Raw genomic sequence first — 14979 nt, 5'->3', positions numbered from 1 at the left:
CTCAGGCGGCCTGGCAGGCGAGGCCCCGGAAAAGCAGGTCGATGTAGAGTTCGACCTCGCCGATGAATCGGTCGAGATCGGGCTCGTGGATACGTAGCCGGGCGAGATCGCGGAGCAGGATGTCGAGGGCGATGGCGCGGTCGTCGGCATGCGCATAGCCCGCAAGATAGGTGTCGATCGCCTGCTCGACCATGACGATCGCGCCGACGCGAGGGGCGGCTCCCAGACGGAGAACGAGTTCGATGGGTCCGGGCAGCGACATGTCGACCTCTCCTCGATCGAATGACGGCGCGTGGGCGCATCCGCACTATGCGGTTCATCCCCGGAAAACGGCAAGACTATGATGTTTTCGCGCGGTCGCGAAATTTTTGGGACCGTGGGCGCGACTGGACGAAGCCGCGCCCTTTTCCCTCTCCGGTTTAGCTGATGTAGTTGACCAGTGAGAGCTTCGAGAGCGTCGAGGTGATCTGATAACTCGCTTGAAGCCGATTCTGTACGTCGAGAAGCTTGGCGATAACCTCTTCAGGCGAGGCCTGCTCGATACCGTCCAGAGTGTTCTGGACGGTGTTCTGCGTTGCCGTGTTGGTTGTGCCGGCGCTGGACAGGCGCGCCGACGCGAGGGAGAGCTGGGTGACGGTGTCCTGGACGCTGGGGCTCGTCGTGTCGGTGGATGAGAGTAGGTTGCCCGCCCGGTCGATCACCGCCTGATAGGTGGCGATAGTGTTGCCGTCGCTGGTCGTGGGCAGCCCATAAGCCATCGTGGCGAGGCCGGCGAGAACGTTCTGGATCGCGCCATCGTTGGCGCGGGCACCGGTGCCGACGCTGGCCGTCGAGCTGATCTGGACGGACTGGGTGCTGAGCGCTGAGGTCGGCTGCAGGGCCGGGGGCGCGCTCCGGGTATCCTCGCCCTGGTACCAGAGTACCGTGTTATCTTTCGTTCCGGGCACGTAGACGGGGGCCGCGCCGGAGAAGTCGATGCGCTGGGGGATGATGCCTGCGCTTGCCGAACCCGAGAAGAAGTTCTTCGCGGCGATCGCCGTCGAGCTTACGGCGAGGGTTCCGGCAGCGGCCGCCGTGATGGCACCCTGGAGCGCGATGTTGAGGTTGTTGGCCGTCGTCTGCGCATCGGAGCCGATTGCGAAGGTCGCTCCGGTGCTCGACGTGGAAGTCGCGGTGTTGCCGGAGACGGCGGTGAGCGTCAGCGTCGTCGATGTCCCGTCGTGCATTTTCAGCGTGACGGTTACGCTGTCGCCCGCGGCCGGCGGGCTGTTCACGGCGAGATTGATCGTGCCCGGCGTGGACGTCGTTCCGGGATTGGCAGTCGCCGTGATTGCAGTCGTCGTCGACGAGGCTCCGCCGACATTGAAGCCGAAGCTCGTCCTGGTCGGGTCCTTCTCGGCCACGGTCACGGCCGACCCGGATAGGGAGGTGGTCAGCCAACCGGAGCCCGACCCAAGATCTGCCGCAACCTGATCCTTGATCAGCTTCGTGAGACCGGCCTTCAGGGTTCCGTCACTGTTCGTCGATCCGTTCAGGATCGTGTCGGCGTCGAGGACCGGCTGGGTGCTGGCATCGGCGCCACCGAACAGATAATTGCCCGCCGCCGACTGGTTGAGCGTATCGAGCACCGTCTCCAAGTTTCCGAGGGCGGTCGAGCGGCCCGCAATGGAGCTGGTCGCAGCACTCTGCAGCCCGTTGTTTAGGCTCTGGCGGGCACTCGTGCCCAGCGTCGCAACCTGGGTCAGGCTAGTCACCGCAAGTTTTGTCCGCGTTTGCCCGGCTGTGATGCCGGCGGCGTAGCCACCGAGCGCGCTCAACGTAGCCTGTGCGGCCAGCGCCGTGGAACGCCCGGAGCCGAGGCCGCCGTATGTCTGCGACACCTGACCGCTCGAAACCTGGTTCGACAGGTCATTGAGCTGGTTCTTCAGTGTCGTGAGCTGGGCGGCGTTCCGCGTCGTCAGGTACGAGCCAGCCGCGAAGGGTGTGATCGTCGTCATGATCAAATCTGCAGCAGCTGGTTGAGCATGTCGCGGGCGGCCGTCAACACGCGGGCATTGGCGCCATACGCCGTCTGCAGGGCGATCAGGTTGGACATCTCCTGATCAATGTTGACCCCGGCCCCGGTCGCGAACCGGCTCTGGGCGGTGGCGAGTGCAGTTTGCTGGGTACCGTCGAGCGCCGAGGCGTTCGCGGAGGCCGCCCCCTGGGCAGAGATGATATCCTGCGCGAAACCCGCGACGGTGGCGTGATACGGAGCCGAGATGCCGCCGATACCGCTGGACGATGAGAAGGTCTGCGGCGTGGAGGTCAGCGCCGCGTAAAGCTGCTGCGCTCGTGTACCCGAGGCGTTCGTGTTCGCGGCGCTCGTGGAGGGGGCCGCGGCCGAGAGCGCCGTCGTATCGCCGGATAGGTTCGTGTTGACGGCGATGCGCTGGGCGAAGCCGGTCAGCTGCGAGCCGCGGTCGAAGGAGCCAGTGTAGACCGCGTTATTGGCGCCGTCGACGAACAGGGCCAGCGACGGGTTGCCGGTGTAGAGGTCGTCGGCGGAGACGGCCGTGATGTTGGCGCTCGCCGTAACCTGATTCGGGCTGCTGGACGTGTCTCTGATCGTGATGTTCGGACCTGAGCCGGGGACATCCACACTCAAATTCGGCGTCAATGACGCCAGAGCCGCCTTGATCACGGCTGGATACTGCGACGGATCGCTCGGGATCTGGAAGGTTCCCACGAGCGCGTTGGCGTCGTTGGTCTGGCTCGGGGCGACGGTTGTCGATGTGGAGTTGGATGCGACGAGGATGACGTTCCGGACCGTGCCGTTGACGGTAACCGGGATCGTGAGCGTGTTGCCGGCTTTGATGCCTGACAGGTTGATCGAGGCGGACTTGTCGGCATTCGCCGTCGCGGTCACCTGTTTGTCGGTCAGCGAACTCGCCAGCCCTGCCGCGAGGTCGTCGAGCTGGCGCTGGGCCTGCGGCAGGGTCTGGTCGCGCAGTTCGAGCTGAGCCGCGAGGCTCCCGGATCGCAGCACCCCAGGTTCGCCCAGATCGATCTTCCCACCCCCTGGCAACATGGCGGTGATGGTGCCGACGGAGCGCGGCGTCGACGAAACGGACGAGTTTGCGCTGAGCGTGCCGTGCCCGTCGAAACTCAGGGTCGCCGCATTGCCGCCGTCAACCAGGGTTGCGCCGGATTGGGTGAGGACCGTGACCGTTCCGTCGCTCTTCGACGTCGTCCTGACGTCCATGTAGCTCGACAGGCCGTTGATCGCCTGGTCGCGCTGATCCTGCAGGTCGGCCAGGGACGAGCTGTCCGCGGTGTTCTGGATCTTGGTGTTGAGGTTGGCGATGCTCGACAGGAGCGCGCTGGCCGAATTCGTATCGGTGCCGAGCTGTGACTCGATCCCTGTGCGCAGCGTCTGCACCGTGGCGGCGGCACCGTTGATCTGGCTCGCGAGGGCAGACGCGCTGCTCAGCACCGTCGTGCGGGCGGCGGCGGAGGTCGGGTTGGCGGCGAGCTGCTGGAGCGACTGGGTGAAGGTGTTCAGCGTGCCGTCGAGCGCTGTTGAGCTGCCAGGGGTGCCGTAGAGGGCATCGAGCTGAGAGATGATGCCGGATTTCGTGCTGGTGTAGGCGGCGCCGGATGTCTCGAGCCGGAGTTGGTTCAGGGCAGCCGCGTCGAAGCTGCGGGTGACCGTCCCGGCGGCCACTCCCAGATTGTTGGTTCCGGCGGCAACAGGCGTGAGTGTTCGCTTGACGTATCCGGCTGTCCCGGCATTGGCGACGTTCTGCGAGACGATGTTGATCGCAGCCTGCGTAGCTGCAAGCCCGGCGGTCGCGTTGGAAAGTGCGTTCAGCGACACTTGTAAGCCTCCTCGGCGACCCCCTCGGAATCAGCTACCGGATCACATTGAGAAGATCGGACATCATCGTCTGAGCCGTCGACATCACCCGCGTGTTCGCAGAGTATGCCTGCTGGGTTACGATCATCTTAGAAAATTCGCTTGCAATATCCGTATTCGATTGCTCGATGCTGGCGCCGTTGATCGTGCTACCGTTAAGACCGGTCAGTGGCGGCCCGGAATCGGCAGTCTGGAGATAATTCCCCTTTCCATCGGCCTTCAGCCCATCTGGATCGGCGAATTGCGCGACACCGACCGTGGCGACGGGAATCACCGAGCCGTTTGAGAACGTGCCGCTGATCTTACCGTCCTCGCCCACCGAGACACTCGTCAGCGTGCCGGCACTGTTGCCGTCCTGACTGAGCTTCTTTGTGGTCACGGCGCCGCTGGCATCCGCGTACTGAGTCAGTCCGCCACTGACGTCCAGATTGAGCGATGCAAAACTATAGTCGCCGATCTTGACGCCGGTCAGTGCGACAGGGGCGGTCGAACTCGGGCTGGTCAGCTGGCCTGTCGAATCAAAGTTGAATGCCGGCCCGGTTTGAGTCCAGGACGGCGTGTCCGTTGTACTGCTGTTGTAGTACAAATCCCACGACGAGGGCGAGGTACCGGCGGCCGACGTTTGAACCCAGCGCATGCTGATCGTGACCGGCGCGCCAGTTGTAGTATATCCAGTGATCGATGGACCTGCGATACTGTTGGGTGGCTGAGCTGACGCAGTCACGGTGGGGGTTGCCGGCAGATTGGCTGAATACTCGATCGTTGCCGTGGGTTGGGCGGGAAGTGTCAGGTTGCCGATGTTAACAGGCCCCGTGCTGGTTACTTGGCCGGTCGTGGGATCCAAGTTGGTGCCGGTCAGGTACCCGCCCGCACCATTGACCAGATAACCATCCTTATCCTGCGAGAAATCTCCGCGACGCGTGTATACGTTCGCGCCGCTGAAGGTCGGCTGATTGTTCGCATCGCCGGTCTTCTGCACGACCGTGAAGAAGCCGGTACCCGTGATCGACATGTTGGTGGGTATGCTTGACGAAACAACGTTGCCGGCGATCGTGTTCGTCAGTTGTGACTGGGCCAAGACCGAGCCAGCGACCTCGCGCTTCGGCGTGGTTTCCGCCATCAAATCCACGAAACTGGTGTCGATGCGCTTGTAGCCGGTTGTCTGCGAGTTCGCGATATTCCCGGATATGTTGCTGATGGCATAGGACTGCGCCTGCAGTCCGGAGACCGAGGTCTGCAAGGCAGAGAAAAGATCCATGGCGAGCGATCCCGATGCGCGCCGCACTGGCCCGCAGGGTTGGGGACCGCAACCGGCATGCCAGAGCTAAGCCCTTGAGAATTCGAAGCTGGCGCGTTCTCGACCCGGCAGAGTTCGCCCATCACGGCGACAACCCCGGCAGATCCTGCCGGGTCGAACCCACCCTGGTCACGCATCCGTCGGGACGGCGCCCGCGACGTTTACGCGGTGTTATTCCACACGCGCGAAGATGCCGCCGGGCCAGGGCAACGCGCAGTGCGGCCTGCCTGGACGCGCTGAACGGGTACAGACTTCGGATCTCGGGATCATGCGGGCGAAACGGACAAGCCTCGTCCACATCATCTACTTCTCGCGCCTCAACCTGTCGTCGGACCCGGCGAAGCGGTCCGAGCAGATCAGTGAGATCGGGCGGATCGCGCAGAAGAAAAACGAGTTCGCGGTGATCACAAGCTTCCTGGTCATCGAAGGCAATTTCGCCTGCCAGGTGATCGAGGGCGAGCGCACGTCGGTGCACGAGACTTTCGACCGAGTGAGCGCCGATAGCCGCCACCGTGATGTCCAGATCAGCGAGTGGCGCGAGATCACCAAACGCGAGTTCGTCCACTCGTTCAAGAGCGCTCAGCGCACTACCGGAAACGACACGCTGTTCGCCAAGGCCAATTTGCTGCCGATGCTCCAGCGCGGTACGCCGAAGGCCTCGGCGATCCATGGGCTCTGCCTCTCGCTCCAATCCGACGCGATGTCCCGCCAGGGCATCGATCATCTCTTCATCTGAGCCGCCGATGTCCGAGAGCGATACGCCGCCGATCCTCATCGTCGACGACCAGGAGAAGCTTCTCCGCCTGATCGTGATGCTGATGACCCGGATCGGATTCCCCGATGTCGAGGGCGTCACCAGCGCGCCCGAGGCGCTGGAGCGGCTGCGGCAGCGCCGCTACGCCCTGGTGATCTCCGACCTCGACATGGAGCCGATGGACGGACTCAGCTTGCTCCGCGAGATCCGCGCCGACGACACCCTGATGAACACGCCCTTCATGCTGACTGAGTCCTCCTTCGATTTCGAGGATATCAATCTCGCCCACCAGGCCGGGGCGGACGCTTTCATTCTCAAGCCCTTCGACATGGCGGTGTTGAAGAGCAAGCTGAAGCAGGTGCTCAACCGCAAGCCGCGCAAGCGCGAGACGCCGATCGCATCGGAATCGAGCTTGAGCGTGGAGTTCCCGATGCTGGGGAAGTTCTGACAGCGGGCCGTTTGGACGCTCCGCAGCGAAGCGCTCATCCCCTTCCCCTCTGGCGAGGGAGGAGGCGAATGGCTCAGCCGCCGCCGAAACCCTCACGCCGTCCGCTTCTGGTAATCCTTCACGTCGGTGAAGCGCACGGCCGGGTAGCGCTCCTCCTCGTAGCGCAGCGAGAAGGCCGTGGTCGCCATGAAGACCGGGGCTCCGTCGAGGTCTTTGGCCATGGCCGAGCCGTGCGTGTCGATGAACTTGTCGAGTTCGGCCTCCGAATCGGACGACACCCAGCGGCAGACCGAGAAGCGCGAGGTTTCGTAATCCACCGGCAGGCCGTACTCGGCCTGGAGCCGCTCCTTCAGCACGTCGAGCTGGAGCGCGCCGACCACGCCGACAATCGCCTGGCTGCCGTCCTGCGGCACGAAGACCTGGACGACGCCCTCCTCGCCCATCTGCTGGAGCGCCTCGCGCAGCTTCTTGGCCTTCATGGCGTCGGTCAGCTTGATCCGCCGCAGGATCTCGGGGGCGAAGCTCGGCACACCGCGGAACACAATGTCCTCGCCCTCGGTGAGCGTGTCGCCGATCCGCAGCGTGCCGTGGTTCGGGATGCCGACCACGTCGCCGGCATAGGCCTCATCGGCGATGGCACGGTCCTGCGCAAAGAAGAATTGCGGCGCCGAGAGCGAGATCGGCTTGCCGGTGCGCACCAGCCGGGCCTTCATGCCCCGGTTGAGCTTGCCCGAGCAGACCCGCATGAACGCGATCCGGTCCCGGTGATTCGGATCCATGTTCGCCTGGATCTTGAACACGAACCCGGTCATGCGTGGCTCGGTGGGCTCCACGAGGCGCTTGTCGGCGTCCTGGCCGCGGGGCGGCGGCGCAACCTTGGCGAGACCGTCGATCAAGTCGCGCACGCCAAAATTGCGCAGCGCCGAGCCGAAGAAGACCGGCGTCAGGTGACCCTCGCGGAACGCGTCGAGGTCGAAGGGCTTCAGTCCGCCCTCGGCGAGCTCCACCTCCTCGCGCCACGCATCCGCAGCGCCGTTCTCGGTGAGCAGCTCGTCGAACAGCGGGTCTTGCGGGCCGGAGACTGCCACCATCCCGGCATCCTCGGCGGCATCGAGGCGGCGCACGCGGTTGCCGCCAAGCTCGTAGGTCCCCGAGAAGTTGCGGCCCGTGCCGATCGGCCAGGTGACCGGGGCAACGTCGAGGGCCAGCGTCTTCTCGATCTCGTCGAGCAGCTCGAACGGGTCGCGGGCCTCGCGGTCGAGCTTGTTGATAAAGGTGACGATCGGGATGTCGCGCAGGCGGCAGACCTCGAACAGCTTGCGGGTGCGCGCCTCGATGCCCTTCGCCGCATCGATCACCATGACGGCCGAATCGACCGCCGTGAGCGTCCGGTAGGTGTCCTCCGAGAAGTCCTCGTGGCCGGGCGTATCGAGGAGGTTGAAGACGCAGTCGCCGTACTCGAAGGTCATCACCGAGGTGACCACAGAGATGCCGCGCTCCTTCTCGATGCCCATCCAGTCGGAGCGGGTCGAGACCCGGTTGCGCTTGGCCTTCACCTCGCCCGCGAGCTGGATCGCGCCGCCGAACAGCAGCAGCTTCTCGGTGAGGGTCGTCTTGCCCGCATCCGGGTGGGAGATGATCGCGAAGGTGCGCCGCCGCGACACCGGATCGGCCGGCCTCGCCTCGGTCTTGGTCTGCATCAGCATGGAGCGAACGCTCTGGATCGGCGGAACGTGGTGGTGCGCGGCGCGGCATTCGCGCGGTCTCGGGATCGTGTAGCGGCAAGCCCCGATATTGGCAAAGACGCCGGCACGATGGGGCCGCCTTTCAGGCACGGTACAGGGACACGACACCACGCTGCCCCGACCGATCCACGCACCGCGAGGCTGCGATGTCGCGCGCCGCAACACGCTGTTGTCTGGTTGCTGGTCTGTTGGTGGCCTTGGCGGGCCCGGGGCCCCGTGCGGCCGACGCGTCGCCGCAGGCCGCCGCGGCCGATGCCGCCTTCCTGGATGCCCTGACCTGGGGCGCCACCCCGTCTGCCTTCGCGCAGCTCACCGCGGAGGGGCGGGCACGGTGGCTGCACGCCCAGCTCCATCCGCCGGCCGAATCGCGCCTGCCGCCCGCCGCCCAGGCGCAGGTCGACGCGCTGACCCCGCCGGGCAGCCTGTTCGAACGGGCCCAGGCGCTGGATGCGCAGGCCAAGGCGTTCAAGGACATCCAGGACCCCGACGCCAAGAAGGCCGCGCAGCAGGCCTTCCAGGCCGCGCTGAACATGGCCGCGCGGAACGCCGCCTCCGTCTGGGTGCTGCGGGCGCTCTACAGCCCCGATCAGCTGCGCGAGCGGCTGACGTGGTTCTGGTTCAATCGGTTCAACGTGCATCAGGGCAAGTCCACCCTGCGCGCCGCGGTGGGCGACTACCTCGACACCGCGATCCGTCCGCACGTGCTCGGGCGCTTCCGCGACCTGCTGATGGCAAGCCTGCGCCACCCGGCGATGCTGCGCTACCTCGACAACGACGCCAACGCGGCCGGCCGCCCGAACGAGAACTACGCCCGGGAGATCATGGAGCTGCACACAATGGGTGTCGGCTCCGGCTACACGCAGGGCGATGTCGAGGCGCTGGCCCGGATCCTGAGTGGTGTCGGCATCGACATGAAGCCCGAGACCCCGAAGCTTCGCCCCGAGCATGCCGCCGATTTCCGCCGGGACGGCCTGTTCGCGTTCAACCCGAACCGGCACGATTACGGCGACAAGGTCTTCCTCGGGACACGCATCCAGGGACGCGGCTGGCCGGAGATCGAGGAGGCGGTGGACCTGATCGCCCGCCATCCCGCCACCGCCACCAACGTCTCCCGGGCGCTCGCCACCTACTTCCTGGGTCAGCCGCCCGACGACGCCCTGGTGGCGCGGCTCGCCGCCGTCTTCAGTCGCAGCGACGGCGAAATCGCCGCGGTGATGGAGGCGCTGGTGCGCGAGCCGGCCTTCACGGCCGAGCGCGGCGGCGCCTTCAAGGACCCGGTGCGCTACGTCTTCTCCGCCCTGCGCATGGCCTACGACACAAGGGTGATCCGCAACGCCGGCCCGGTGCTCGGCTGGCTGAACCGCCTCGGCGAGGGCCTGTTCAACCGGTCGACGCCGGACGGCTACCCCGTCGACGCCGCCTGGAGCGGCCCCGGGCAGCTCGCGACGCGGTTCGAGATCGCCCGGCAGATCGGGTCGGGCTCGGCCGGCCTGTTCAAGCCGACGCTGCCCGATCAGGCCGAGGAGCCGGCCTTCCCGGTGCTCGCCAACGGGCTCTACTTCACGACGCTGTCCGGCACCCTGTCGGCGACGACGCGGGCGGCCCTCGCCCAGGCGGTCTCGCCGCAGGACTGGAACACTCTCTACCTCGCCTCGCCGGAGTTCATGCGATGATCCGCCGCGACTTGATCCGCGCCGTCGCGGCGCTCGGCCTGTCCACGGTGGCCGGCCGCGTCTGAGCCGCCCCGAAGGCCGACGCGCGGCTCCTCGTGGTGTTCCTGCGCGGCGCTTACGACGCCGCCAACGTGGTGATTCCGACCGGCAGCGAGTTCTACTACCGGTCGCGGCCGAACCTCGCGATCCCGAGGCCGGACGCCGCCGACCCAAAGGCCGCCCTGGCGCTCGACGCCGACTGGAGCCTGCACCCGGCGCTGCGCGAGACGCTGCTGCCGCTCTACGCCAAGGGCCAAGCCGCCTTCGTGCCCTTCGCCGGCACCGACGACCTGACCCGGAGCCATTTCGAGACGCAGGACACGATCGAGATGGGCCAGACCGTCGGGTCGGCCCGCGACTACAATTCCGGCTTCATGGCCCGGCTCGCCGCGGAGCTGACCCGGGTCCGGCCGATCGCCTTCACCGACCAGATGCCGCTGATCTTCCGGGGCGGCGAGACGGTGCCCAACATCGCCATCAACGGCGTCGGCAAGCCCGGCATCGACGACCGGCAGGCCCGCCTCATCGCCGCCATGTACAGCGACACCAAGCTGGCCGCCGCCGTGACCGAGGGATTCCGGGTGCGCGACGCGGTCTACCACACGATCTCCGACCATGCCGGCCAGGCCGACCGCGGGGCGGTCTCGCCCAAGGGCTTCGAGCTGTCGGCCCGGCGCATCGGCCGCCTGATGCGCGAGACCTTCAACCTCGGCTTCGTGGATGTCGGCGGCTGGGACACGCACGTGAACCAGGGCGCCGGCACCGGCTACCTCGCCGACCGGCTCGGCGAGCCGGGGCGCGGCCTCGCGGGCTTCGTCGAGGAGATCGGGCCGGGCTGGTCCGACACGGTGGTGGTCGTGCTGTCGGAGTTCGGGCGCACCTTCCGGGAGAACGGCAGCCGCGGCACCGACCACGGTCACGGCAGCGTCTACTGGATCCTCGGCGGCGGGGTGCGCGGCGGCCGGATCGCGGGGCCGCAGGTGCGGACGGACGAGGCGCACCTGTTCCAGAACCGGGACTATCTGGTGCTCACCGACTATCGCGGGCTGCTGGGCGGCCTGTTCCGGCGGCTCTACGGGCTCGACCAGGCGAGCCTGCGGCGGATTTTCCCGAGCGCGGACCCGGTGGATCTCGCGCTGCTGTAGGGGGCCGCCCGCTGAAGCATCGCGCCTTCCCACCCCTCCCCTCGTCCTGAAGTGGAGGGCGGGATTGGCGGAGTTGCATCGCAGGGGGCAAGCTGAAGGCTCAGGCGTTGCAGACAGCCCCCTCGAGTCTGGGTTTTCGGCCCCTCCGTCATCGCGAGCGCAGCGAATCGACCTAGGGCCGCACGACACCGGATGGCGTTGCGCGGCACTGGATTGCTTCGCTGCGCTCGCAAGGACGACCGTGCGCACGTCGTGCCAACGTATTGACGCTCCTCACGGAAACCCGACGACAGCGCGCAAAACACCTTCGGGTGGGGCGGCTCTGAACCCCTATGACCGCTCGCTCAGGCCGCGGCCGCCGCCAGCGCGCGCAGGTCGCCGACCAGCTCGTCGACTCGCTCCGGCCGGGCATCCCAGGCGAACATGAAGCGCGCCCCGCCGCCGATGAAGGTGTAGAACCGCCAGCCCCGGGCCCGCAGGCCTTCCATCGTCGCCGCCGGCATCGTCAGGAAGACGGCGTTCGCCTCGACGGGAAACAGCGCCCGCACGCCCGGCAGCCCGGCAACGGCTTCGGCGAAGCGCCGGGCGCAGGCATTGCCGTGGGCCGCGTTCGTCAGCCACGCGCCGCTTTCCAGCATTCCGACCCATGGGGCAGCGAGGAAGCGCATCTTTGACGCCAGCTGTCCGGCCTGCTTGCAGCGGTAGCCGAAATCCTCCGCGAGTTTGGCGTCGAAGAACACCACCGCCTCGCCGGCATGCATGCCGTTCTTGGTGCCGCCGAAGCACAGGACGTCGACGCCCGAGCGCCACGTCATGTCGGCGGGGCTGCAGTTCAGGCTCGCGCAGGCATTGGCGAAGCGCGACCCGTCCATGTGCAGGGCGAGGCCCAGCTCGCGGCAGGTCGCCGACAGGGCCCGCAACTCGGCGAGGCTGTAGACCTGCCCGGTCTCTGTTGGCTGCGTGATCGTCACCACCCGCGGCCGCGGGAAGTGGATGTCGCTGCGGTTCTGCGCGAGCCCGCGGATCGCCTCCGGCGTGAGCTTGCCGCCCTCGGTCCGGACGGTCAGCAGCTTCGAGCCGTTGGAGAAGAATTCCGGCGCGCCGCACTCGTCGGTCTCGACATGGGCCGAGTCGGCGCAGATCACGCTGTGGTAGGACTGGCACAGCGCGGCCAGAGCCAGCGCGTTGGCGGCCGTGCCGTTGAAAGCGAAGAACACCTCGCACGGGATCTCGAACAGGTCCCGGAACGCGTCGGCAGCCCGGGCAGTCCAGGCATCCTCGCCGTAGGCCGGGGCGTGGCCGCGATTGGCCACCTCCATGGCCGCCCAGGCCTCCGGGCAGATGCCGGAATAGTTGTCGCTGGCGAATTGCTGCGAGTCGTCGTGTCTCATCTGCGCAACCTAGCACGGCGCAGGCGCAGATGGATCGCGCGGCACGGTTGGAACTGGTGCGCGCTTGGTGTAATAGCCCCGTCAAGGCGTGAGCTCCACGCCGATTCGGAAACCGACGTTCCCGTCCCTCCCGGGTTCAAACCGGGCGAGGGACGTTGCCGGTTTCCAGATCGGCGGCGGGCCGCGTGAACCCAGAACTTCAGGTCCAGAGGATCAAGTCCGTTGCAGGTACTCGTTCGCGACAACAACGTCGATCAAGCGCTCCGCGTCCTCAAGAAGAAGATGCAGCGCGAGGGCATCTTCCGCGAGATGAAGCAGCGCAAGGCTTATGAGAAGCCGTCCGTGCGCAAGGCTCGCGAGAAGGCCGAGGCCGTCCGCCGCGCCCGCAAGCAGGCCCGCAAGACCGCGATCCGCGAGGGCTTGATCGCCGCGCCGAAGCCGAAGCCCCGCTTCCCCGCCGGTGGCCGTCGTCCCGGCTTCCCGTCGCCGTCCACCGCGCAGGGCCAGGGTGGCAACGCCGCCGGCCAGACCCCGGTCAGCCCGGCTCCCGCCGCCTGAGCGACACCGCTCCGTTTATGAGAAAGCCCGGCCTGCGCGCGCAGGCCGGGCTTTCTTTTCGGGTTGCAACGAGGCCGGACGGAGACGCCCGGTAACGTGAGCCGTGCGCGACTCGCCTCGTTTCCGATTGGATTGGGACGGGGGCGATCGCGTAGCCCGTGCCGCACAGGGCACGGGTCCCCTCTCCCGTGCGGGAGAGGGACAGAGTGAGGGATGCGACCTCTCCGGAAAGACCCGATCCCTCACGCCAGACCTCTCGCGCACGGAAGAGGGGCATGGCGCGTCTGTCTTGACCGGAGTCGTTCTTCCAAACGGCTGTAACACGAGCGGGAACAGCTCGAGGCGCTCAAGTCGAAGCCGCATTCGGTGATGCGGCGCCGAATCGGGTCGCCGCGCTCGCGATGACGTGAAGGGCTTCGGCCGGCGCGCGCTCAGGCCGCCAATTCACGCCGCCTTGGCGGCCATGGTCGCGTGCTCGGCCTGGACCAGCACGTCGAGGGCCCGCCAGGGCTTCTGCATGTAGACCGCCTGATCGGGGAGCCGCGCGTCCCGGCTCGCGCCGGAGGTGACGACCACGCGGACGTCCGGCCAGCGCCGCTTCACCGCTTGCGCGAGCGACACGCCGTCCATAGCGCCGGGTAGGCGCACGTCGGCGAAGAGCAGCGCCACCGTCACGTCCGCGCGCTCCAGCACCGAGAGGGCCGCCTCCGCGCTTTCGCAGGCGATCACGCCAAGGTCGGTCTCCTCCAGCACCGCCGTCGCGAGGTCGCGCACAGCCGCGTCGTCCTCCACGACGAGCGCCACGGGGGCGGAACTATCGGGCGTTGCGCGATCCATAAAAGTCTCCTGCTGCCGGTGTCTTGCCCCGCGTCGGGCGGCCGCCTGTACGGCGAACTTCTGATTCCCCGATTCGGCCATGCTGACCCTTCATGAGGCGGCTCACAAGAGTCGCGTCGCTCCGGGGGCGAATGCCTGCCCTGCGGACAGGCGGCACCATTTTCATGCGGAACGCACGAAAATGGCGCAGTTTCCGGGCGGTTAAGAAACTGTTCACCGGAGTGGACCGACTGTTAACGTCCTGTGGCGGAACGTCTCCACCCGCGGGAGGCGTCTCACCGGATCGAACGCGGCCCAGAGCTGAAGGATCATCGTCCGACATGTGCCGTTTCCTCGCCTACAGCGGTGAGCCGGTCTTCCTCTCCGACCTCGTCTGCGCGCCGACCCACTCGCTGGTGCACCAGTCGCTGCACGCCGACGAGGGGAAGACTGAGACCAACGGCGACGGTTTCGGCATCGGCTGGTACGCCGAGCGGCCCGAGCCGGGTGTCTATCGCGACATCTCCCCGGCCTGGTCGGACGAGAACCTGGTGAACCTCTGCGGGCAGGTGCGGGCGCGGACGTTCTTCGCGCACGTGCGCGCTTCGACCGGGACGGCCACCGCCCGGGCCAACTGCCACCCCTTCGTGCATGGCCGCCACCTGTTCATGCACAACGGCCAGATTGGCGGATACCACCGGATCAAGCGGCGCCTCGAGGCGCTGATCCCAGATTCCTACTACGACCATCGCCGCGGCAGCACGGACTCGGAGGCGCTCTTCCTCCTGGCGCTCGCCAACGGCCTGGAGGCGGATCCCGTCGGCGCGATGGCGCGGACGCTGAAGACCGTCCGCGAACTGATGGAGGCGGCGAATGTCTGCGAACCGCTGCGCTTCACCGCCCTGCTCACGGACGGCGAGACGCTAACCGCCTATCGCTGGGCCTGCGACGGCCGGCCGCCGAGCCTGTATTACCGCGAAGGGCCGGGCGGCATCGTGGTGGTGTCGGAGCCGATCGACGGCTGCCGCGAGGGGTGGCGGGTGGTCCCGAAGGGCGCGACCCTGCGCGCCCGCCACGGGACCGCGACCCTCGTGGAGGCGCCGGAGCCCGCCCGCGCCGCCGCCTGAATACAGTCGGCGGCAGCCATGCCGCCGCGGGGATTGCCGGGGCGCGCCACATCGCCACATTCCGCCTGCGGCCGATGGTGCGGCCGGG

The 14979-nt window shown here is 67.1% G+C and carries 12 protein-coding genes and 1 pseudogene; 6 read left to right on the top strand and 7 right to left on the bottom strand.

The annotated features are described in order from the left end of the window. Position 1: 1 nt before the first annotated feature. From CIW48_RS26740 to CIW48_RS26725, 4 genes are all read right to left on the bottom strand, one after another. A complete protein-coding gene (locus tag CIW48_RS26740) occupies positions 2 to 262 on the bottom strand; it encodes a hypothetical protein (protein ID WP_149313464.1) in 261 nt (86 codons plus the stop codon). A 157-nt stretch (positions 263 to 419) separates the two neighbouring features. Continuing rightward, a complete protein-coding gene (locus CIW48_RS26735) occupies positions 420 to 1997 on the bottom strand; it encodes a flagellin (protein ID WP_149313463.1) in 1578 nt (525 codons plus the stop codon). Between the two features lie 2 nt (positions 1998 to 1999). Continuing rightward, positions 2000 to 3859 (bottom strand): flagellar hook-associated protein FlgK, encoded by a 1860-nt coding sequence (gene flgK / locus CIW48_RS26730; protein ID WP_149313462.1) that lies wholly within the window; start codon positions 3857 to 3859, stop codon positions 2000 to 2002. A gap of 34 nt (positions 3860 to 3893) precedes the next feature. Beyond that, positions 3894 to 5156 carry a flagellar hook-basal body complex protein gene (locus CIW48_RS26725; RefSeq protein ID WP_149313461.1) on the bottom strand — a complete coding sequence of 421 codons (1263 nt, stop codon included), beginning with the start codon at positions 5154 to 5156 and terminating at the stop codon, positions 3894 to 3896. Positions 5157 to 5463: 307 nt separating this feature from the next. Between CIW48_RS26725 and CIW48_RS26720 the strand changes: the two genes are divergently transcribed. Together CIW48_RS26720 and CIW48_RS26715 are read left to right on the top strand one after the other, a co-directional pair. Beyond that, on the top strand, positions 5464 to 5931 hold the full coding sequence (locus CIW48_RS26720) for a BLUF domain-containing protein (RefSeq protein WP_091785693.1): 468 nt from the start codon (positions 5464 to 5466) through the stop codon (positions 5929 to 5931). Positions 5932 to 5938: 7 nt separating this feature from the next. Next, positions 5939 to 6397, top strand: coding sequence for a response regulator (locus CIW48_RS26715; RefSeq protein ID WP_149313460.1), 459 nt, complete (start codon positions 5939 to 5941; stop codon positions 6395 to 6397). Between the two features lie 92 nt (positions 6398 to 6489). Here CIW48_RS26715 and CIW48_RS26710 read toward each other — a convergent pair whose 3' ends face one another. Continuing rightward, a complete protein-coding gene (locus CIW48_RS26710) occupies positions 6490 to 8103 on the bottom strand; it encodes a peptide chain release factor 3 (protein ID WP_149313459.1) in 1614 nt (537 codons plus the stop codon). A 185-nt stretch (positions 8104 to 8288) separates the two neighbouring features. Between CIW48_RS26710 and CIW48_RS26705 the strand changes: the two genes are divergently transcribed. Together CIW48_RS26705 and CIW48_RS26700 are read left to right on the top strand one after the other, a co-directional pair. Beyond that, entirely contained in the window at positions 8289 to 9815 is a 1527-nt protein-coding gene (locus CIW48_RS26705) for a DUF1800 domain-containing protein (protein ID WP_149313458.1), read from the top strand. Then, a pseudogene (locus CIW48_RS26700) lies at positions 9812 to 10999 on the top strand (DUF1501 domain-containing protein). Before CIW48_RS26705 ends, CIW48_RS26700 begins: the two are co-directional and overlap by 4 nt. Positions 11000 to 11343: 344 nt before the next feature. Here the strand turns inward: CIW48_RS26700 and CIW48_RS26695 are convergent. Then, on the bottom strand, positions 11344 to 12390 hold the full coding sequence (locus CIW48_RS26695; RefSeq protein ID WP_149313457.1) for a low specificity L-threonine aldolase: 1047 nt from the start codon (positions 12388 to 12390) through the stop codon (positions 11344 to 11346). Positions 12391 to 12612: 222 nt separating this feature from the next. Here CIW48_RS26695 and rpsU point away from each other — a divergent pair, with 222 nt between their 5' ends. Further along, on the top strand, positions 12613 to 12948 hold the full coding sequence (gene rpsU / locus CIW48_RS26690) for a 30S ribosomal protein S21 (protein WP_149313456.1): 336 nt from the start codon (positions 12613 to 12615) through the stop codon (positions 12946 to 12948). Positions 12949 to 13392: 444 nt separating this feature from the next. On the opposite strand, the gene CIW48_RS26685 is transcribed toward rpsU, so the two are convergent. Then, the gene (locus tag CIW48_RS26685; protein ID WP_012322423.1) at positions 13393 to 13785 is read right to left on the bottom strand and encodes a response regulator; all 393 of its coding nucleotides are present in this window, start codon (positions 13783 to 13785) and stop codon (positions 13393 to 13395) included. Positions 13786 to 14105: 320 nt separating this feature from the next. Between CIW48_RS26685 and CIW48_RS26680 the strand changes: the two genes are divergently transcribed. Further along, a complete protein-coding gene (locus CIW48_RS26680; protein ID WP_149313455.1) occupies positions 14106 to 14891 on the top strand; it encodes a class II glutamine amidotransferase in 786 nt (261 codons plus the stop codon). Positions 14892 to 14979: the final 88 nt, after the last annotated feature.

Origin of the sequence: Methylobacterium sp. P1-11 (assembly GCF_008329595.1) — a bacterium.
Taxonomy (GTDB): Bacteria; Pseudomonadota; Alphaproteobacteria; order Rhizobiales; family Beijerinckiaceae; genus Methylobacterium.
The sequence above is the reverse complement of the archived record's forward strand: the minus strand, read 5'-3'. Positions and strand labels throughout refer to the sequence as shown.